Raw genomic sequence first — 19,939 nt, 5'->3', positions numbered from 1 at the left:
GTAACAAACCCTCCTACACTCTTATGTGATCCTGATCACGTCCGAGGAGGACATCATGGCGACAACCGCAAAAGTCGACGCCACCGAAGAACAGGCCCGCGCACTGGTCGAGGAGTCCCGCGAAACCAGTTGGGCCAAACCATCGTTCGCCAAGGAGATGTTTCTGGGACGATTCCGGCTCGATCTGATCCACCCCTATCCTCAGCCCAGCGACGAGGACGCCGCGCGCACCGAGGCCTATCTGGCCCGGCTGCGGCCGTTCTGCGAATCGCTCGACGGCAGCGTCATCGAGGCGGAGTCCAAGATTCCGGACGAGTACGTCAAGGGTCTGGCCGAACTCGGCTGCTTCGGCCTGAAGATCCCGCAGGAGTACGGCGGCCAGGGCCTATCCCAGGTCGGCTACAACCGGGCCCTGATGCTGGTCGGGTCCGCGCACCCCAGCCTCGGGGTCCTGCTCTCGGCACACCAGTCGATCGGCGTGCCCGAACCGCTGAAGCTGGCGGGCACCCCCGAGCAGAAGGCCGAATTCCTGCCCCGCTGCGCGGCGGGCGCGGTCAGCGCGTTCCTGCTCACCGAACCCGATGTCGGCTCCGATCCGGCCCGCATGGCCAGCACCGCGACCCCGACCGCGGACGGCGAGGCCTATGAGATCAACGGCGTGAAGCTGTGGACCACCAATGGCGTGGTCGCCGAACTGCTGGTGGTCATGGCCCGGATTCCCAAGAGCGAGGGCCACCGCGGCGGCATCTCGGCCTTCATCGTGGAGGCCGATTCGCCCGGCATCACGGTGGAGCGGCGCAATTCGTTCATGGGCCTGCGCGGCATCGAGAACGGTGTCACGCGGCTGCACAACGTCCGGGTACCCAAGCGCAACCTGGTCGGGCGCGAGGGCGACGGCCTGAAAATCGCGCTGACCACACTGAACGCCGGCCGCCTCGCCATCCCGGCGCTGTGCACGGCCGCCTCGAAATGGTCGCTGAAGATCGCCAGGCAGTGGTGCACGCAGCGGGTGCAGTGGGGTCGGCCGGTCGGCGAGCACGCGGCGGTCGGGGAGAAGATCTCCTTCATCGCGGCCACCACCTACGCACTCGAGGCCGCGCTCGACCTTTCGGCCACCATGTGCGACGAGGCCCGCAACGATATCCGCATCGAAGCGGCCCTGGCCAAGCTCTGGGCCAGCGAAATGAGCTGCCAGATCGCCGACGAACTCGTGCAGATCCGCGGCGGCCGGGGCTACGAGACGGCGGCGTCGCTGCGGGCCCGCGGTGAGCGCGCGGTCGGAGCCGAACAGCTGGTCCGCGATCTGCGGATCAACCGCATTTTCGAGGGGTCCAGCGAAATCATGCGACTGCTGGTCGCCAGGGAGATGGCCGATGCCCATATGGCCGCCGCCGGTGCGCTGGTCGATCGGAATGCGGAGTTCAAGGACAAGGCCAAGGCGGCGGTCGGCGCGGGTGGTTTCTATGCCAAGTGGTTCCCGCAACTGGCCGTCGGCGCGGGCACGGTGCCCGCGACCTATGCCGAATTCGGTCCGCTGGCACGGCATTTGCGCTTCGTCGAGCGCAGCGCCCGCAAGCAGGCCAGATCGCTGATGTACGCGATGGCGCGCTGGCAGGCCGGACTGGAATACCGGCAGAACTTCCTCGGCCGCATCGTCGATATCGGCGCGGAGTTGTTCGCGATCTCGGCCGCCTGCGTGCGCGCGCAGGCACTGCGGACCGCGGGCGCGCCGGAGGCCAAGGCCGCCGAGGAATTGGCCGATACGTTCAGCAGGCAGTCGCGGATCCGGGTGAAGAAGTTGTTCGACGCGCTGTGGGACAACACCGATGACGACGATCGCACCCTCACCCGCCACATCCTCGACGGCCGCTACGAGTGGCTCGAGGGTGGCATCTTCGATCCGAGCGAGGGCACCGGACCGTGGATCGCCGAATGGCAGGTGGGACCGTCGACCGAGACCAACCTGCTGCGACCGTTCCTGCCGTCGACCCGTAGCCACGCGGGCACCTAGGCGCGCAACCGCGACGAGCCGTCACCCATGCGTGGGTGACGGCTCTTCGCGTGATGAGTATTCATATATCTCGGAAAATTTCTAGATATAGACATATTTCCGATACTCGACGTATGGTTACGGTCCCATAACAATTTCTAGCGGACTCTAGGAGATCCGATCGATTACCCGATAGATGGCAATGCCACGGGTCGATCATGGACGTCTACCGGAATCTAGCGCCTGACCTATCCATTCATAGATTTACCGATCCACGGGCTCGCGCGCCCGGGCCAGGTCGATCAGCGGCGTCAGTTGGACAACGCGTACATAACGGACGGTATGGCACGCTAACGGGGCGGGAATTCCGCCCGACAACCGGGCAAGAACGCTCCGAACCGGGTGTCCTACCAGACACAGGAGAATCGTCATGTCCACGACGACTGCCCGCCGAGCCGCCGAATACGACGGCCACCGGATGACGGTATCGGCCGACGACGGCACCCCGATCGCGGTCCGCACCTTCGGCGCCGACGATGCTCGACTGACCGTCGTCTTCGCACACGGTCACTGTCTGCGGGCCGAGTCCTGGTCATTCCTGCGCGATCAACTGTTGCGGCAATTGGAGATGGCAGCCGGCGAAGCGGGCGGGGCGGGTAAGCACAGCAGTTCGGACGTACGGATGGTCTTTTACGACCACCGCGGACACGGCGAATCCGGCGTTGCCCATCCCTCGACCTACACCATCGAGCAACTCGGCCACGACCTCGACGCCGTGCTGCGGTCGGTCGCGCCGACCGGCCCGATCATCCTCATCGGACATTCGATGGGCGCGATGGTCACCCTCGCCTACGCCCGGCTGTTCCCGGCGACCATCGGCACCCGGGTGGTCGGCGTCGGCCTCATCGCAGGTGCGGCCAATGGCATCACCGAGGTCGGGCTCGGCCGTTTCCTGAATCGGCGCGCGGTGAACTCGTTGCAGCTCGCGGTGCTGCGAGCGCCCCGATTCATGCAGGCCTCGAAGCGTCTTTCCCGCCGGATCTTCGAGCCGATCGCCCGCGAGGCGAATATGGGCACCAAGCGGACGAATCCGCGCATGGTCGCGGTGGCCGCCGCGATGATGAACGAAACCCCGCTGCTCACCATGTCGAGCTTCCTGGCCTCGCTGATGACCTTCGACGAGACCGCATCGCTGCACCACCTCGGCGGCATTCCGGCGCTGGTGCTGGCCGGGTCGGCCGACATCGTTGTGCCCTTCGCACATTCGGTGGTACTCGCCTCGCAACTGGTGGGCTCGGAGTTGGTCCGGCTCGAGGGCGCGGGCCACAGCGTGCATCTGGAGCGGGCCGAGGAGGTGGCGTTGTCCATCGTCGCGCTGTTCGACCGGGCCGTCACCGCCATGCACGGGCACGGCCCCGAATACGCCACCGCCAGCTGACGAACCGTTCGTCGGAACACACAACAGGCCGGTAGCCAACACTCGGCAACATTCGGGCGAACCACCGAAATTGTGGGCACCACGAGCCAAAATCGAATTCCTCACGTACTGTGTTAAAGATCACGTTGTGTGGTGAGTCACACGACTCGGTAGAGCGCGTTCCCAGGCAGACCATGGAACCCATCGCTACCCATCGAGTTCGTCTGTCCGCCAAGGAACACAGGAGGTATCGATGACACGCAGCGACATAGCGGAACTGCGCTACGCGGTCGGCCAGCTCCGGCAATCCATCGGCGCACTGCGCTCCCACTACGGCGACGCCAATTCGGTGCGACGACTGGAAAACGACCTCGAGCGGCTCGTCATCGATGCCGACGAACTCGAGCAGTCGCCGCCGCAGGAGATCACGCGCCGTCCGCAAGAGACCATCTACGTACCGGACAGCAAATCCGACGAAGCCGCGTGGATGGGCGCACAGGACGAGGGCCTCGGCTTCCATTCCCGCCCGCGCACAAAGTAATCCGGTTCGCGGACCCGGCTCGACGCCGAGCGGGCCCGCGACCGTATCTGCTCGCAATACCGCTCTGATCTGCGCGGTGTAACGGGTTCACCGCCCTGTGTGGCGACCAAACCTCGATCGAATGTGGCAGAAATCACGTCCCCCCAGGCGGGTCGGCTTTGCCGGGACCCCGCTCGAGCCATAGCGGGGGTGTCGTATGGTGCTCAGCATCACATTCGATTGCGGAGGTCGCGCGGACCATCCGCACAGCAGATCAGCGAGGCATCCACCTGTGAGTGCCGCACCGACCGCCGCCCCGGAAACGGGCACCGGCGTCTTCAGCAAGACCAGGGCCGCCATCTCCACCCGCACCCTGCGCACCGACCGGTGGTGGGTCCCACCGCTGGTAACCGCCGTCGGACTAGCCGCTTTCGTCACCTACGCGACGATCAGATCGTATGTGCGAACGGCATATTGGGTTCCGGAGTACCACTACCTGACCCCGTTCTACTCACCGTGCGTGAGCAGCGACTGCGTCGAGGGCTCCAGCCATTTCGGCGCATGGTTCGGCCACATCCCGGCCATCCTGCCGCTGGGCTTCCTGGTGCTGCCGTTCCTGCTCGGGTTCCGGCTCACCTGCTACTACTACCGCAAGGCCTACTACCGCGCGGTGTGGTTCTCTCCGCCCGCGTGCGCGGTCGCCGAACCGCACGCCAAGTACACCGGCGAGACCAAACTGCCGCTGATCATCCAGAACGTGCACCGCTACTTTTTCTATGTGGCCGTGCTGGTTTCGCTGATCAACACCTACGACGCGATCACCGCGTTCCACGGCAAGACCGGCGGTTTCGGCTTCGGTCTCGGCAATATCGTCCTGGTCGGCAATGTGGTGCTGCTGTGGGCCTACACGCTGTCGTGCCATTCCTGCCGGCACATCATGGGCGGCAAGCTCAAGCACTTCTCCGCCCACCCGGTGCGGTACTGGTTCTGGACCCAGGTCTCCAAGCTCAATACCCGGCATATGGCGCTGGCCTGGACCACCCTCGGCACGCTCGTGCTGACCGACTTCTACGTGATGTTGGTTGCCAGCGAGACGATTTCGGATCTGCGGTTCATCAACTAACCGCCCTCACAAACCAGGAGTTTCGCGGCCATGCCAGAAGTGGAACGGCACAAGTACGACGTCGTCGTCATCGGTGCCGGGGGCGCCGGACTGCGCGCGGTGATCGAAGCACGCGAACACGGTCTCTCCGTCGCGGTGGTGTGCAAGTCGTTGTTCGGCAAGGCGCACACCGTGATGGCCGAGGGCGGATGCGCCGCCTCGATGGGTAATGCCAATGAAAAGGACAACTGGCAAGTCCATTTCAAGGACACCATGCGCGGAGGCAAGTTCCTCAACAACTGGCGCATGGCCGAATTGCACGCCCAGGAGGCACCCGACCGGGTGTGGGAACTGGAAAGCTATGGGGCGCTGTTCGATCGGACCGCTGACGGCCGGATCAGCCAGCGCAACTTCGGTGGCCACACCTACCCGCGCCTGGCGCACGTCGGCGACCGCACCGGACTCGAGATCATCCGAACCATGCAGCAGAAGATCGTTTCGCTGCAGCAGGAGGATTTCGCGGAAACGGGCGACTACGAGTCGCGCATCAAGGTTTTCGCCGAATGCACCATCACCGAATTGCTCAAGGACGGCGACCGGATCGCCGGTGCGTTCGGGTACTGGCGCGAGTCCGGCCGGTTCGTGCTGTTCGAGGCGCCCGCCGTGGTGGTCGCGACCGGCGGCATCGGCAAGTCCTACAAGGTCACCTCGAACTCGTGGGAGTACACCGGTGACGGCCACGCGCTGGCCCTGCGGGCCGGCGCGACGCTGATCAATATGGAGTTCCTGCAGTTCCATCCGACCGGCATGGTCTGGCCGCCCAGTGTGAAGGGCATTCTGGTCACCGAGGGTGTGCGCGGTGACGGTGGGGTGCTCAAGAACACCGAAGGCAAGCGGTTCATGTTCGAGTACATTCCGCCGGTCTTCAAGGGGCAGTACGCCGAGACCGAGGAAGAGGCCGATCAGTGGTTGCGCGATAACGACTCCGCCCGCCGCACACCGGATCTGCTGCCGCGCGACGAAGTGGCCCGCGCCATCAACTCGGAGGTGAAGGAGGGACGCGGCACCGAACACGGTGGCGTGTACCTGGATATCGCCTCGCGCCTGCCCGCCGAGGAGATCCGGCGGCGGCTGCCCTCGATGCACCATCAGTTCAAAGAGCTTGCGGACGTAGATATTACGAAGGAGCCGATGGAGGTCGGCCCGACGTGCCACTACGTGATGGGCGGCATCGAGGTCGAGCCGGATACCGGCGCGGCCACCGTGCCCGGCTTGTTCGCCGCGGGTGAGTGTTCCGGCGGTATGCACGGCTCGAACCGGCTCGGCGGCAATTCGCTGTCCGATCTACTGGTATTCGGTCGGCGGGCCGGACTCGGCGCAGCGACCTACGTCGAACAACTGTCCGAGCGCCCCGTGGTGGCCGATGCCGACATCGACGCGGCCGCGAAAGCCGCCGTGGCGCCGTTCGATCCGCCCGCCGAAGGGACCGGCGAGAACCCATACACCCTGCACACCGATCTGCAGCAGGCCATGAACGATCTGGTCGGCATCATCCGCAAGGAACACGAATTGCAGGAGGCCATCGAGCGCCTCGCCGAACTGCGGACCCGCTTCGACAGTGTGACCGTGGAGGGGCACCGGCAGTTCAACCCGGGCTGGCATCTCGCCCTCGACCTGCGCAATATGCTGCTGATCAGCGAATGTGTCGCGCAAGCGGCGCTATTGCGCACCGAGAGTCGCGGCGGACACACCCGCGACGACTTCCCCGCCATGGATCCGGAGTGGCGCAACAAGCTGCTGGTGTGCGCGGTCGATTCCGCCGATGCGGACGGACCGGTGCCCGGCGTGCGGGTCACCCCGGAGGACCAGATCCCGATGCGCGACGATCTGCTCGCGCTCTTCGATCTGGGCGAGCTCGAAAAGTACTACAACTCAGCCGATCTCGCCTCCCATCCGGCAGGTTCGGTTTCGGCCACGGAAGGCGAGGCGTGAGAATGGGTTACGACGCCAAATTCCGCGTGTGGCGCGGTGATATCGACGGCGGGGAACTGCACGACTTCACCGTCCTGGTGAACGAGGGCGAGGTGGTGCTCGACATCATCCACCGGCTGCAGGCCACCCAGGCCCCGGATCTCGCGGTGCGGTGGAATTGTAAAGCGGGCAAATGCGGTTCGTGTTCGGCCGAGGTGAACGGGCGGCCGCGGCTGTTGTGCATGACCCGGATGTCGACCTTCCAGCCGGACGAGTTGATCACCGTCACGCCGATGCGCACCTTCCCGGTGATCCGCGATCTGGTGACCGATGTGTCGTTCAACTACCAGAAGGCCAGGGAGATACCGTCTTTCACACCGCCGGATGACCTGAAGCCGGGCGACTACCGGATGCAGCAGGTCGATGTGGAACGCTCCCAGGAGTTCCGCAAGTGCATCGAATGTTTCCTGTGTCAGAACACCTGTCACGTGGTCCGCGACCACGAGGAGAACAAGGAGTCGTTCGCCGGTCCGCGCTTCCTGATGCGGATCGCCGAATTGGAGATGCATCCGCTCGATGTGGCCGACCGTCGCGATCTGGCTCAGGAAGAGCAGGGACTCGGGCTCTGCAATATCACCAAATGCTGCACCGAGGTCTGCCCGGAACACATCAAGATCACCGACAATGCCCTGATTCCGATGAAGGAACGGGTGGCGGACAAGAAGTACGATCCGCTGGTCTGGTTGGGCAACAAGCTCTTCCGGCGCTGATCAACCGAAACTGGACCACCGGCCGGGGTAGGAATACCCGGCCGGTCGGCGCACCCTTATAACAACGCGACAACCCCGACGGCGACGACCCACACGAGCACTCCGACGAAAAGTGCCGAGAGGAACGAGCCGGTCAGGACGAATACGCCGACCGCGGACACCGCGAAAAGCAGTGCCACGATCAGCCATTCCACCCAATCGCCCGGCCGCAATTTCTTGTACCGGGGATGGGAACTCTTGAGCCCACGGTCCACAAGAAGTGGGCTACCCGTAATGACCCTCGGCAAACGCGATTTCGTTGTCGAATCTGCGCTATTTCGTGATCTTCCCGGGCAGATCTGATCAATACGGCCGGGACCCGGTCTGTCGTCACGTGACCGAACCCGGCGGGAACGACACCGCCGGGTCGATCACCCTAGGACTCGGGCCGGTCGAACTCACCATCGTACACACCCGCTGTGAAAGCGGCCCACTCACCGGGGGTGAAGACCAGGACCGGCCCGTCCGGGTCCTTACCGTCCCGCAACGCGACATGCCCGGCATCCAATAGCGCCACCTCGACGCTGTCCTTACCCGCGCCCTCGCCGGCTTTACGCCAGACCGCACCGGTCAAATCTACTTTCGCGCCCTCATTGATGCTCACGCCCGCAACTCCTCAGAACTCGCCGCCCGCAACACCTGCGGTGAAAGCGTGCCATGCGCCCGTACCGAAGACGAGGGCAGGTCCACCGGGATTTTTGCTGTCGCGTACGCCGATCCGGCCGCCCGCGAGAAAAGCGACCTCGACGCAGTCCTTGCCCGCACCGCTGCGCGTGCTCTTGACCCATTGCGCGCCAACCAAATCCATACTCATGCCACATACTCCTTCGCTATCTGCCGGAGCAGATGTCTACTGGGTTGAATATCCAGCGCGCAGCGCTGGAGGCACTCGTGCGCACGATCGTACCGCCGTACATCAGCATGTCTTTCGAGGTAGAGATCCCCCGTGAAGCCCTCTGCGTACACCACCGGCGGCTCGATCGGCTGGCCTTTGCTATCGATACCGAATTCGAGAACTGTGAACGGTCCGGTGGACACTCCGAGCGGAACACCGGCCGCGAACGGCAGAATACGCAGGGAGATATTGGGTTGGGTGCTGATATCGGCAAGATGACGTAGCTGCGCCGCCATCACTTTGGCGCCACCGACCACCCGATGCAAAACCGACTCGTGCAGGATCACGTTCACCGTCGCCGGTGCGACCTTACGAGTGATCAAAGCCTGTCGCTGCATACGCAATTGGACTCGGCGCTCGATCTCCGCGTCCGAATCATCCGGGTAGCCAAGACGATTGAGTGCCCTGGCATAGTCGGCAATCTGAAGTAGGCCTAGTACGATTTCGGATTGGTAGGAGGTCAGTTTTTGTGCCGATGCCTCCAAACCGACATAGACGTCGAAATTTTCGGGGATGAGATCGCCGTATGCATGCCACCAGCTCTTGACGGCGGCTTGCTGGGCCAGGCCCTTGAGGCCATCGGACAATTCGTCCGGTATGCCGTAGATACGACACAGTTCTTGGATGTCGATCGTTCGAATGCGGTCGGCCTGGCCTTTTTCCAAGCGCTGCAACGTGCTTGCACCCCACTCCATCAGCCTGGATGCATCCGCGATGGTGAGACCCGATTGGGTCCGCCAGTCCCGGAGATACCTGCCGAGCTGGCGCCTAGGTAGAGTGGAGGCGGCGTTCTCAGGGGATAGCCGGTCCGGGGTTTCCGATGCTCTTGCCGAATTCGCTGACACAGCACGCTCCGTTCTGTATTCAACTGCGACGTTCTCGGGTCCCTCCGTGGTTACGCAGGCTCCCGCCTCCGGGCCCGTCGCTCACGCCTGCGCCTCGCTGAGGCTCGGCTCCGGCGTGCGCGATGCGCCCTGTTACATGGTTCGCTCGCTGCGCTCGCTCACGCCGCGGGTTCGGATGCAAACCCAACGGTTGCTCCGGGCGACCCCACAAGCTCGGTTCCCCGGCACTTCGCTTGGGCAGAGGGCTCTTTCGTCCACTATGGAGAATCCTCCCTTCCCTGCTGGGTTTTGTGCTGGGAATTCGCCTCAAATCTTTGGATATCCACCAAGGACGCTGTTCACCACCTGCCGCGATGGTGTGCTGAGAGTGTGCCCGGAGCCGAACAGGCGCCTTTCCCCTCCTCCTGTGAAACCTCCGGGCGCGCACAGTATTCGATGGCGACGCTCGCGGCGCCCTCCGTGGTCACGCAAGCTACCGCCTCCGGGCGCGTCGCGAGCCCCGCAGGAATCGCAAGTAGGAACGAGGAGTCATGGCTGTAAGTGTCATAGCGTCGTCCTTGATGACCAGCGATTTGACCCCGCATCGTGCCCGCAGCGTCGGGCAGGAGAACTGGGTGGTTTCTTATTTGCCCGGACGCACGCTGACCTGCGACCAGGCGGTTGCCGCTCTGAAGGTTGCTGAGGTGGTGCCTTCGCTGTTCGCCGCGGTCGGCGATCTCGCGGACGAGGTCGGCCTCACCGTACTCGAGGCGTTGGGGATGGCGGTTCGACAGGCACCGTGGGATCAGGGACCGATCTCCCGATACACCCGACAAGTCCGCGCGGTGCGCCGCCGGGCGGAGGTCGCCTGATGCAACTCACCAACCTGCACATGCCCGTCGTATCCCTATTGGCCTGCGGAAACAACCCTGGTGTGCTGACAACCGAACAAGCCCACGCCGCAATGCAGTTGCATATCGACTGCACCGTCGACCGGTGCCTTGTCCGCCGTGCGGCGCGGACCACGCTGGTCGAGGCGGGCAAATGTGTGCTGGACGAGCGCGCCCTGCCGTTATGAGGCCCGCTGCCGAGCCACCGGGCGTCCCGGAGGTGCTTGCCGACTGCATTCGGGTGCTGCGCTGGGTAACCGCCGAGTCCCTGGCACATCGACGGCAGGCTGTCGCGCAGACGAAATACGGCCTGCCGAAGCGAGTTGTCCGGCGGATCCGCTCAGTGCCAGGTGTGATCGGTGAGCGGGGTGCGCGGGCCGAACTTCGGCTTGTGCGCGTAACCGCTGATCTCCAGCAGGCGGACGGCCCGATAGCGATGTGGCCGTAGCGGTTCCAGATATTCGACCATCGCGTCGTCGTCGATGGGTTCACCGAGCAGGGTCCAGCCGACGATGGCCGCGAGGTGGTAGTCGCCGACCGAGAGGGCATCCGCGTCACCGAAGGCGCGCTGCCCGATCTCGGCGGCGGTCCACACCCCGATACCGGGCACCGTGCGCAGGCGGCGGGCGGCTTCGGCCGGACTTTCGGCCGCCGCCCGCTCCAGCGCGTCCGCCACCCGGGCGGCGCGCACGATCGTCTGCGCGCGCTGCGGCCCGACATTGGCGCGGTGCCAGGTCCAGGACGGGATCTTGCGCCAGGTATCGGCGTCGGGTGGCAGCAGCAGTCCGGCGGGGGCGGGGCCGGGGGCGGGAGAGCCGAACTGCCGCACCAGCTTTCGCCATGATGCGCGGGCGGAGACGGTGTGCACCTTCTGTTCCAGCACGGCGGGTACCAAGGCCTCGAAGACCAGGCCGGTGCGCAGCATGCGCAGTCCGGGAAAGCGGCGGTGCGCGTCGACGATCTTCGGATGTTCGGGGGCGAAGTCGGAGACGTCCTCATCCAGGCACAGCATGTGGTCGAGTCCGTCGAGGAATTCGGCAGCGCCCGGACCCCAGGCGCGGGCGTCGGTGGTGTGGCGATCGGCTTGGATCAGGCGGTAGGTGACCGGGCCGGTAGGCATTCGGGAGGCGTGCCAGTGCGCGCCGTCATGGGTGACCTGGTGGCAGGGGTCGCCGTGGCCGCGGGAAAGTGGCGCGAGGGTGGACGCGAGATCGATCGGCCGCTCGGCCGTGATCGTCCTGGTCAGGCCGGTCCGGTTCCGCTCCGGCGCGGCCGTCTGATTGCGCACCGCCCCATTGTGCCCCGGTAGGAGGGCGGCGGGCGCGCGGGCCTCGGATGTTGCCCGGCTCGCAATTGTTTCGGTCCGAATGTGCGATTTTGTCATACGGATTCGGCATAATCACTGGTCCCCGCTATTTTGTAACGCGAAGAATTGGTGTGGCGATATTGATGCGTTCGGCAAATAGTTGGCAGTCGCCATAACGGAGGTACGAAATGATCACCAACGCGCTCAACTGGTTGCTCAATGCCTGGGGTGCGGTTTCCGCGGGCAGTTCGGGCTACCAGATTCCGTCCGGCACGCTGCCGTTCGGCAGCTGAGGCTCATTCGCCGAGCAGGAATTGCGCGAAGTGCAGGCCTCGGCGGCCGCTCAGCTGCATGGCCTGGGTTCGGCACGAGAACCCGTCGGCTATGAAGATCGAATCTTCGTCGGCATTCCGTAGCGCCGGGAGCAAGCCATTCTCGGCGATGGCGACCGAAATGTCGTAATGGCCGGATTGCATTCCGAAATTTCCGGCCAGACCGCAGCAGCCGGTGACCTCTGTCACATTTATCTGCATGCTAGCTAATAATTGGCGATCTTTGTCGAAGCCGATTACGGCATGGTGATGGCAATGCGGTTGGACGACCACCGAGTGTCCCGGTCGTGGTGGCGGCCGCCAGTTCGGCTGTTCGGCAAGGAATTCGGCGAGCGTGCGCACGGCAGCGGCGGTAGCAGCCGCGCGCGGGTCGTCCGGTAGCAGTTCCGGCAGGTCCGAGCGCAGGACCGCCGTACAGGACGGCTCGAGGCCGACGACGATGCCGCCGCCGCGCACATGCTCATCCAATTCGGTCAGTGTCGCACGCAGCCGAGCCCGAGCACCCTCGAGTTGTCCGGTGCTGATCCAGGTGAGCCCGCAGCACAGGCGCCGTCGCGGTATCCGGACTCGGTAGCCGAGGGATTCGATCAGTTGTACTGCGGCCTGGGCTATTTCGGGGTCGAAGGCGTCGGTGAAGGTGTCGATCCACAGCAGCACTTCGGGTGCCCCGTCAGAGTCCCCCCGCTCGTGCCAGCTCCTGCGGAAACCGCGGTCGGCGAGTCGCGGTACCGCACGTCGCGGATCAATTCCACCCGCACGCAGGGCGATTCGGCGCAACCACCCGATTTCGGCCAGCGCATTCGCCGCGCGCGGCATGCGACCCGCGACACCGAGCCAGCGCGGCAGCCAACCCAGAGAGTAATGATCGATCGGACGCGGGCGGCGCCGGTAGCGGCGGTAGAGCGCCTCGGATTTGTAGGTCGCCACATCGACCCCGGCCGGGCAGTCGGAACGACATGCCTTGCAGGACAGACACAGATCGAGCGATTCGGCGACCGCCTCGGACGACCAGGGGAGTGCACCGCGCACCACCTCCTGCAGCACCCGCGCTCGGCCACGGGTGCTGTCCTTCTCGTCGGCGGTGGCCAGATACGACGGACACATGAAACCACCGGTCGCGCGGGTGTCGGCGCGGCATTTGCCGATACCGACGCAGCGATGCACGGCCGTGGCGATATCGCCGTTGTCGTGCGGAAATGCGAAGCCGCCCGCTCCGATCGGCCGCACTCCGACCAGCCGCAGGTCGGCATCGATGGGACGCGGCGCAACCAGGACGCCCGGGTTCAACACATCATCTGGATCGAAAAGCGCCTTGTACCCGGCGAATGCGTCGAGCGCGTCCTGGGAGTACATGATCGAGAGCAATTCCGAGCGGGCCCGGCCATCGCCGTGCTCGCCGGATAGCGAGCCGCCGTAGCGGACCACCAGCTCGGTCGCATCCAATATGAAGTTCCGAAAGCGTTGCGGCGCATCGGCAATCGGCAGATCGAGACGGACGTGGATGCAGCCGTCGCCGACGTGACCGTAGAGCAGTCCGTCCACGCCGTGGTCCGTTGTCAGCGTCGCGAAATCGCGCAGATACGCACCGAGGTGCTCGGTCGGGACGGCCGCATCCTCCCAGCCCGGCCAGGCCGGATGACCCGCCGGAGTGCGACCGGCCAGTCCCGCGCCTTCGGCACGAATGCGCCAAAGTGCCGCGGCGGCACCGGGATCGGTGACAATCCTGGAGTCCATCGCACCGACGGTTCGGCAGAGCTGCTCGGCCGCGGCATATGCCTCGGCGGGAGTATCACCGACGGACTCGACGAACAGCCAGCCGCTACCGCGCGGCAGTTCCGGCACACCGCTGGTGGCTCCGCGGTGCACGCGCACGATATCGACCAGTCGCGCATCGATGCCCTCGACCGCAATCGGGTCGCAGGCCATGACCGCCGCGACATCGTCTGCGGCCGTCGCGATATCGGGATAACCGAGCACTGTGAGAACCGTGGCCCGCGGCAACGGGACCAGATCTACCGTCGCTTCGAGCAGCAACCCGCAGGTCCCCTCGGTGCCAACGAATGACTTCGCGACACCCGAACCACGTTCCGGCAGTAGATGTTCCAGCCCGTAGCCGGAGGCCTGTCGACCGAATCGGCCGAGTTCGGTGCGGATCACCGCGAGACCGGCCCTGGTGAATTCGGGCAGGCCGGGAATTACGGACGGGTCCGCCGCCAGCGTCCGCTCGGCTCCCGTCCCATCGAGAATGCGCAGCTCACGCACATTATCCGAGGTGCGCCCCCATGCCACCGCATGCGGTCCGCACGCATTGTTGCCGATCATCCCGCCCAGCGTGCACCGATTCTGCGTCGACGGATCTGGCCCGAACCGCAGCCCGTGAACTGCGGCCTCTCGCTGTAATTCAGCGAGGACAACGCCGGGTTGGACGCGTGCGATGCGCCGTTGCGGGTCCAGCTCACCGATGCCATTCATATGTCGGCTGAAGTCCACGACTATCCCGGGGCCGATGGCATTGCCCGCCACCGACGTCCCCGCACCACGCGCGGTAACCGGCAGCCCATTACCCTTGGCGAATTCGAGCGTGCGCGCCACATCCTCGGCCTCGCGCGGAAAAACAACCGCGGCCGGAAGCACCCGATAATTCGACGCATCGGAGGAGTACTCGGCGCGCCGACGCAAGGACGCGTCGACCTCACCCGCGATCCTGCGACGCAACGCATGGGACATCTGGTCCTCGCTCACCCCACCAGCCTATGCACGCACATCCCCGACCACCCGCGCCACATCCGGACCCTTTGTCCGGATCCGTACTCTGGTTCGAATCGGCACTGATGTCCTGTTCCGGACACCTTTGCCGGATCCGCACCCAGTGGTTGGCGCCAAGGACTGGATGCGGCGGTTTCGCTGTGCGCGGAATCCGCGTGGAATGGACTTGCACTCAACCTTTGTTGAGGTCTTAATGTCGGTGGCCAGGTGTTCGATGGGCGGGGAGCGAGAGGGAGCAGCACAGTGAGTATCGAATCGGTGGCCTGGAGCCAGATGTATCGGCGGGCGAACGCGCCGCAGGAGCAGCGGCCGTTCCGGCTCGCGACCGCGCAGCGCATTCTGCGGTTCGCGCGGCCGCACCGCCGCCGGATCGGTGCGTTCTTGCTGTTCAGCGTGGTGTCCGCACTGCTCGCGGTGGCGACGCCGGTGCTGGCCGGTCGGGTGGTCAACGACATCGTCGGCGGCGCGGCGCCGCGCGTCGTGGTCACTCTCGCCGTCCTGATCGGCGGGCTCGCGGTGGTCGATGCCGCACTCGGGGTGATCATTCGCTGGCTGTCCTCGCGGATCGGTGAGGGGCTGATCCTGGATCTGCGCACGGCCGTGTTCGATCATGTGCAGAAGATGCCGATCGCGTTCTTCACCCGGACCCGCACCGGCGCGCTGGTCAGCCGTTTGAACAGTGATGTGATCGGCGCTCAGCGCGCGTTCAGCGACACGCTCTCCGGTGTCGTCACGAATCTGGTCACTCTCGCGCTCACCCTCGCCGTCATGGTCCGCATCTCCTGGCAGATCACGCTGCTCGCGCTGGTGCTGCTGCCGATATTCGTGGTTCCGGTGCGGCGGATGGGCAATCGGCTGGCCGGATTGCAGCGCGAAGCCGCGGGTCTCAATGCGGCGATGAGCACTCAGATGACCGAACGGTTCTCCGCACCCGGCGCGACGCTGGTGAAGCTGTTCGGACGGCCGCAGCAGGAGTCGGACGAATTCGCACTCCGGGCGCGTCGGGTGCGCGATATCGGGGTGCGCACGGCGATGCTGCAGACGGTTTTCGTCACCTCGCTGACCCTGGTTTCGGCGCTGGCACTGGCACTGGTCTACGGACTCGGCGGGTGGTACGCGCTGCGCGGCCAGCTTGATGCCGGTGCAGTGGTGTCGCTTTCGCTGCTGCTGACCCGCCTCTACACACCGCTCACCGCGCTGGCCAGTGCTCGGATGGAGATCATGTCCGCGCTGGTGAGCTTCGAGCGGGTCTTCGAGGTGCTGGATCTGAAACCGCTGATCGAGGACGCACCGGATGCCGTCGCGGTGCCAGCGGGTCCGGTCGCGGTGGAACTGGACAATGTCACCTTCGGCTACCCGTCGGCGGACAAAGTGTCGCTCGCCTCGCTCGAGGATGTCGCGACACTGGATACCCGCGGCGGGGTAGACGTGCTGCACAATGTTTCGCTGCGAGCCGAGCCCGGTCAGCTCGTCGCGCTGGTCGGTTCCTCCGGTGCCGGGAAATCCACTGTGGCCCAACTCGTTTCCCGGCTCTACGACGTGGACGGTGGTGCGGTGCGGCTGAATGGCACGGATGTGCGCGAGCTGACCACGACATCGATCCGGGACACCGTCGGCCTGGTCACCCAGGACGGCCACCTGTTCCACGACACCATCCGCGCCAATCTGCTGCTGGCCCGACCGGAGGCCACCGAGGCCGAGCTGTGGGATGCGTTGCAGCGGGCCCGGTTGCGTGAGCTGGTGACCTCACTGCAGGACGGTCTGGATACCGTCGTCGGTGAACGCGGCTATCGCCTCTCCGGCGGTGAACGCCAGCGACTGACCATTGCGCGGCTGCTGCTCAAACAACCACGCGTGGTGATCCTGGACGAGGCGACAGCCTCACTGGACTCGACCTCGGAAGCCGCTGTCCAAGAGGCGCTTTCCGAAGCGCTGGACGGTCGAACCGCACTGGTCATCGCACATCGCCTCTCCACCATTCGGGCCGCCGACCAGATCCTGGTGCTCGAGGACGGCCGAATCGTGGAGCGCGGCACGCACACCCAACTGCTGGCCGCCGATGGGCGCTACGCGGAGCTGTACCGCACGCAGTTCGCGGACGAGCCGGTCGAAGTCGCAGCCTGAGCACACCGAAGCCCGGCTCGAACCGGGCTTCGGTGCGTACTGTCAGAATTCGCCTGCGACGCCGAATACGGTGCGACCGGAATGCCTGCCGTGCTGAATCGCGTGCAGGACCTGCTCGGCCTCGGTAATGGGAGCGAAGTTCTCGATGGTCGAAAGGTGCTGGGGCCGCAGCTCATTGGCGAGTCGTGCCCACAGCGCGCGGCGCTTGTCGATCGGGACGTACGCGGAGTCGATGCCGAGCAGCGATACGCCGCGCAGGATGAAGGGCATGACGGTGGTCGGCAGATCCGGTCCGCCGGTCAGGCCGCTGACCGCGACCGCACCGCCGTAGCCGATCGCGCTGAGAATATAGGCGAGGGATTTGCCGCCGACGCTGTCCACCGCACCGGCCCAGGTGGCCTTGGACAGTGGACGCAGTTTCGCATCCGGATCCTCCGGCAGACGGCCGATCACCTCGTTCGCGCCGAGTTCGGCCAGCCGATCACCCGCATCGGTCTTTCCGGTGGAGGCGATCACCTCGAAGCCGAGGCCCGACAGGATGTCGATGGCCACGCTGCCGACACCGCCCGTCGCACCGGTGACCAGTACCGCGCCGGTGTCCGGGGTGAGTTCGTGATCGAGCAGGCCCTGCACGCTGAGCGCGGCGGTGAAACCCGCGGTGCCGAGCGCGGCCGCGTCACGGGTGCTCAGATCGTCGAGCTTGACGACCCAGTCGGCGGGCACCCTGGCGTATTCGGCGAAGCCGCCGTGGTGCGAAACGCCGATGTCATAGCCGTGCGCCACCACCTGATCGCCGGGCGCGAAATCGTCGACCTCGGAGGTGACGACCTCACCGGTGATATCGATGCCGGGGATGATCGGATAATTCCGGACCACGCCGCCGCCCGTGGTGATCGCCAGCCCGTCCTTGTAGTTCGCGCTCGAGTAGTGCACCTTGATCGTGACCTCACCCGGCCCGAGGAATTCCTCGTTGACCTGCTGCCGCGTGAGCACGATCCCGCTGTCCGATTCTTGTGCCACCATCGCCCAGAACTCCATGCCGACGAGCATACGAGCGTCGGCCGGTGCCGGGGCGGATCTTCGCCGCCGGCTATTGCGGTACGAGTTCGAGGCGCACGCCGAGCAGCCTGACCGGGCGATCCAGTTCGAACCGGTCGATGATGCGCAGGGCGGTTTCCACGATGGCCGCGATATCGGTGGTCGGCTCGGGGAGTTTCTCCTGCTTGCTACGGGTATAGAAGGTATTGCTGCGGACGGTCACCGAGACGCGCAGCGGGGTGCGACCCGCGGCGGCCATCTCCTCGCCGACCTCGGTGGCCAATCGCGCCACCTGGGCGCGGATCTCCTCGGGATCGGTCAGGTCGTGTGGGAAGGTCTCGGATTTACTGCGGCCCACCGGAATTCGCGGTTCGGTGGTGACGTCCGTATCGCCTTTGCCGTGGCCGAGCACCCAGAGATACGGGCCGGTATTCGGACCGAATTCGGCGGCTAGGCGCTGGCGATCGGCGGCCATCAGGTCGGCGACGGTTTCGATGCCGAGTTCGGTCATCCGCGCGGCGATCCGATTTCCGATGCCCCACAGCGCATTCGTCGGCCGGTGTGCCATCACCTCGACCCAGTTCGCGGCGGTGAGCCGGAAGATCCCCGCCGCCGCGCCGACGGTATCGGCGGGCGCGGCCGAGGACTTGCCCGCGGATTTGGCGAAGCCGGTCGCCAGCTTGGCCGTGAGCTTGTTGTCGCCGATGCCGATGGCGCAGGTCAGTTCCAATTGTGCGATGGCACTGCGGATTTCGCGGGCGAGCTGCTCCGGATCGTCGGTATCGGCGGCGAGGAAGGCCTCATCCCAGCCCCATACCTCGACGCGGCCGGGAAAGGTCCGCAGCAGCGCCATGACTTCCTCGGAAGCCTCCTCATAGGTGGCCATATCCAGCGGCAGGAAGATCCCGTCCGGACATTTGCGCTTGGCCGAGCGCAATGCCATCCCGGCGCGCACCCCGAATGCTCTGGCCGGATACGACGCGCAGGTCACCACCTTGCGCGGTTCGTCGGGATCGCCATTGCCGCCGACGATGACCGGCAGGCCGCGCAGCTCCGGATGGCGGCGGAATTCCACCGCCGCCTGGAACTGGTCGAGATCGACGTGCAGCAGCCACCTGGGCATACATAGGTCTTACCGCATGACCATGACAAGCAGCGGAAATTGGCCACGAACGTTCGTCGTCGACTCGGCAACGAGCCGTCCGTACGATCTCCGTCAGGACGAGCAAGGGGAGATGCCGCATGACCGACGCACCGGAGAACCTGCCCGCGGTTCGGGTCGGCGATATCGATCGCGAGGTCGCGGCCAAGCAGCTGCAGCTCGCCGTCGACGAGGGGCAACTCGATCTGCTCGAGCTGGATAAACGGCTGGTCGCGGTTTATTCGGCGCAGACGGCGCACGAACTCGTCGCCATCACCGCCGATCTGCCGGTGATCGCCGCCGCCCGCGAACCCATCGAACTGCGCACCGGCAGTGGGGCGCGGGTGAAGGACGGCGCGTGGATCGTCCCGGCCGAGATCACGGCCGAATGCAGCTCCGGCGGCATCAAAATCGACTTCACGCAGGCACTGTGCCCGCATCGCGAGGTCGCCGTGCATGTCGCCGTGGGTTCCGGCACGGTCCAGTTGATCGTGCCGCGCGGCTGGCGGGTCGACCTCGATCGGGTGCAGGCCGGCAGCGGCACCGTCAAGAACAAGGTGACCGAGGGCAGTCTGCCCGGATCGCCGCTGCTCCGAGTCGACGGGGAGATCGGCTCCGGGACCGTGGTGGCGAAGTACCCGCGCCCGCCGCGGCGATCGTTGCCAGCCTGGCTGCTGCGCCGGCCCCGGCCGACCGTTCCGCGCTCCACCCGGCGGACGCTAGTGTGTCGCGCCTGAAATTAGGCAAGTAAGTATGTAACCTATTTTGTGTGTCGCATCGTGGGCCTTCTGCTGTCGAGATTGTGCTGTCGGAT

18 protein-coding genes are annotated in these 19,939 nt (G+C 65.4%); 10 read left to right on the top strand and 8 right to left on the bottom strand.

Going from position 1 to position 19,939, the window contains the following annotated elements; genetic code table 11:
- The first annotated feature begins 55 nt into the window (after window positions 1-55).
- From ACZ60G_RS24555 to ACZ60G_RS24530, 6 genes are all read left to right on the top strand, one after another.
- Window positions 56-2,011, top strand: a complete 1,956-nt coding sequence (locus ACZ60G_RS24555) for an acyl-CoA dehydrogenase family protein (RefSeq protein ID WP_465812603.1) — start codon at window positions 56-58, stop codon at window positions 2,009-2,011.
- Between the two features lie 409 nt (window positions 2,012-2,420).
- Window positions 2,421-3,428, top strand: a complete 1,008-nt coding sequence (locus ACZ60G_RS24550) for an alpha/beta fold hydrolase (RefSeq protein ID WP_465812601.1) — start codon at window positions 2,421-2,423, stop codon at window positions 3,426-3,428.
- Between the two features lie 232 nt (window positions 3,429-3,660).
- The gene (locus ACZ60G_RS24545) at window positions 3,661-3,948 is read left to right on the top strand and encodes a hypothetical protein (RefSeq protein WP_063042550.1); all 288 of its coding nucleotides are present in this window, start codon (window positions 3,661-3,663) and stop codon (window positions 3,946-3,948) included.
- Between the two features lie 271 nt (window positions 3,949-4,219).
- On the top strand, window positions 4,220-5,050 hold the full coding sequence (locus ACZ60G_RS24540) for a hypothetical protein (RefSeq protein ID WP_465812599.1): 831 nt from the start codon (window positions 4,220-4,222) through the stop codon (window positions 5,048-5,050).
- Window positions 5,051-5,080: 30 nt separating this feature from the next.
- Window positions 5,081-7,021, top strand: coding sequence for a fumarate reductase/succinate dehydrogenase flavoprotein subunit (locus ACZ60G_RS24535; RefSeq protein ID WP_465812597.1), 1,941 nt, complete (start codon window positions 5,081-5,083; stop codon window positions 7,019-7,021).
- Between the two features lie 2 nt (window positions 7,022-7,023).
- Window positions 7,024-7,770 (top strand): succinate dehydrogenase/fumarate reductase iron-sulfur subunit, encoded by a 747-nt coding sequence (locus ACZ60G_RS24530; protein WP_063042544.1) that lies wholly within the window; start codon window positions 7,024-7,026, stop codon window positions 7,768-7,770.
- Between the two features lie 56 nt (window positions 7,771-7,826).
- Here the strand turns inward: ACZ60G_RS24530 and ACZ60G_RS24525 are convergent, their stop codons facing one another.
- The 4 genes from ACZ60G_RS24525 to ACZ60G_RS24510 form a co-directional block, all read right to left on the bottom strand.
- On the bottom strand, window positions 7,827-8,024 hold the full coding sequence (locus tag ACZ60G_RS24525; protein WP_040697654.1) for a hypothetical protein: 198 nt from the start codon (window positions 8,022-8,024) through the stop codon (window positions 7,827-7,829).
- A gap of 161 nt (window positions 8,025-8,185) precedes the next feature.
- A complete protein-coding gene (locus tag ACZ60G_RS24520) occupies window positions 8,186-8,413 on the bottom strand; it encodes a DUF397 domain-containing protein (protein WP_465812594.1) in 228 nt (75 codons plus the stop codon).
- Window positions 8,414-8,425: 12 nt separating this feature from the next.
- Window positions 8,426-8,623 carry a DUF397 domain-containing protein gene (locus ACZ60G_RS24515; protein WP_465812593.1) on the bottom strand — a complete coding sequence of 66 codons (198 nt, stop codon included), beginning with the start codon at window positions 8,621-8,623 and terminating at the stop codon, window positions 8,426-8,428.
- Entirely contained in the window at window positions 8,620-9,549 is a 930-nt protein-coding gene (locus ACZ60G_RS24510) for a helix-turn-helix domain-containing protein (RefSeq protein WP_465812591.1), read from the bottom strand. The genes ACZ60G_RS24515 and ACZ60G_RS24510 overlap by 4 nt, the downstream gene beginning before the upstream one ends.
- Before the next feature lie 560 nt (window positions 9,550-10,109).
- On the opposite strand from ACZ60G_RS24510, the gene ACZ60G_RS24505 reads away from it, so the two are divergent.
- Together ACZ60G_RS24505 and ACZ60G_RS24500 are read left to right on the top strand one after the other, a co-directional pair.
- Window positions 10,110-10,400 carry a hypothetical protein gene (locus ACZ60G_RS24505; protein WP_327094872.1) on the top strand — a complete coding sequence of 97 codons (291 nt, stop codon included), beginning with the start codon at window positions 10,110-10,112 and terminating at the stop codon, window positions 10,398-10,400.
- Complete coding sequence (locus ACZ60G_RS24500) at window positions 10,400-10,606, top strand: hypothetical protein (RefSeq protein ID WP_465812589.1); 207 nt, start codon at window positions 10,400-10,402, stop codon at window positions 10,604-10,606. The genes ACZ60G_RS24505 and ACZ60G_RS24500 overlap by 1 nt, the downstream gene beginning before the upstream one ends.
- Window positions 10,607-10,758: 152 nt before the next feature.
- Here ACZ60G_RS24500 and ACZ60G_RS24495 read toward each other — a convergent pair whose 3' ends face one another.
- Window positions 10,759-11,706 (bottom strand): DNA-3-methyladenine glycosylase family protein, encoded by a 948-nt coding sequence (locus tag ACZ60G_RS24495; RefSeq protein ID WP_465812587.1) that lies wholly within the window; start codon window positions 11,704-11,706, stop codon window positions 10,759-10,761.
- A gap of 314 nt (window positions 11,707-12,020) precedes the next feature.
- A complete protein-coding gene (locus ACZ60G_RS24490; RefSeq protein WP_465812935.1) occupies window positions 12,021-14,783 on the bottom strand; it encodes an FAD-binding and (Fe-S)-binding domain-containing protein in 2,763 nt (920 codons plus the stop codon).
- A 282-nt stretch (window positions 14,784-15,065) separates the two neighbouring features.
- Here ACZ60G_RS24490 and ACZ60G_RS24485 point away from each other — a divergent pair, with 282 nt between their 5' ends.
- On the top strand, window positions 15,066-16,946 hold the full coding sequence (locus ACZ60G_RS24485) for an ABC transporter ATP-binding protein (protein ID WP_465812585.1): 1,881 nt from the start codon (window positions 15,066-15,068) through the stop codon (window positions 16,944-16,946).
- Window positions 16,947-16,988: 42 nt separating this feature from the next.
- Here ACZ60G_RS24485 and ACZ60G_RS24480 read toward each other — a convergent pair whose 3' ends face one another.
- Window positions 16,989-17,984, bottom strand: a complete 996-nt coding sequence (locus ACZ60G_RS24480; RefSeq protein WP_465812583.1) for an oxidoreductase — start codon at window positions 17,982-17,984, stop codon at window positions 16,989-16,991.
- 52 nt (window positions 17,985-18,036) lie between these two features.
- On the bottom strand, window positions 18,037-19,107 hold the full coding sequence (locus ACZ60G_RS24475) for a DNA polymerase IV (protein WP_465812581.1): 1,071 nt from the start codon (window positions 19,105-19,107) through the stop codon (window positions 18,037-18,039).
- Between the two features lie 119 nt (window positions 19,108-19,226).
- Between ACZ60G_RS24475 and ACZ60G_RS24470 the strand changes: the two genes are divergently transcribed.
- Complete coding sequence (locus ACZ60G_RS24470; protein WP_465812579.1) at window positions 19,227-19,862, top strand: DUF1707 SHOCT-like domain-containing protein; 636 nt, start codon at window positions 19,227-19,229, stop codon at window positions 19,860-19,862.
- Window positions 19,863-19,939 lie beyond the last annotated feature (77 nt).

This window comes from Nocardia sp. NPDC102475, assembly GCF_055584605.1.
The sequence above is the reverse complement of the archived record's forward strand: the minus strand, read 5'-3'. Positions and strand labels throughout refer to the sequence as shown.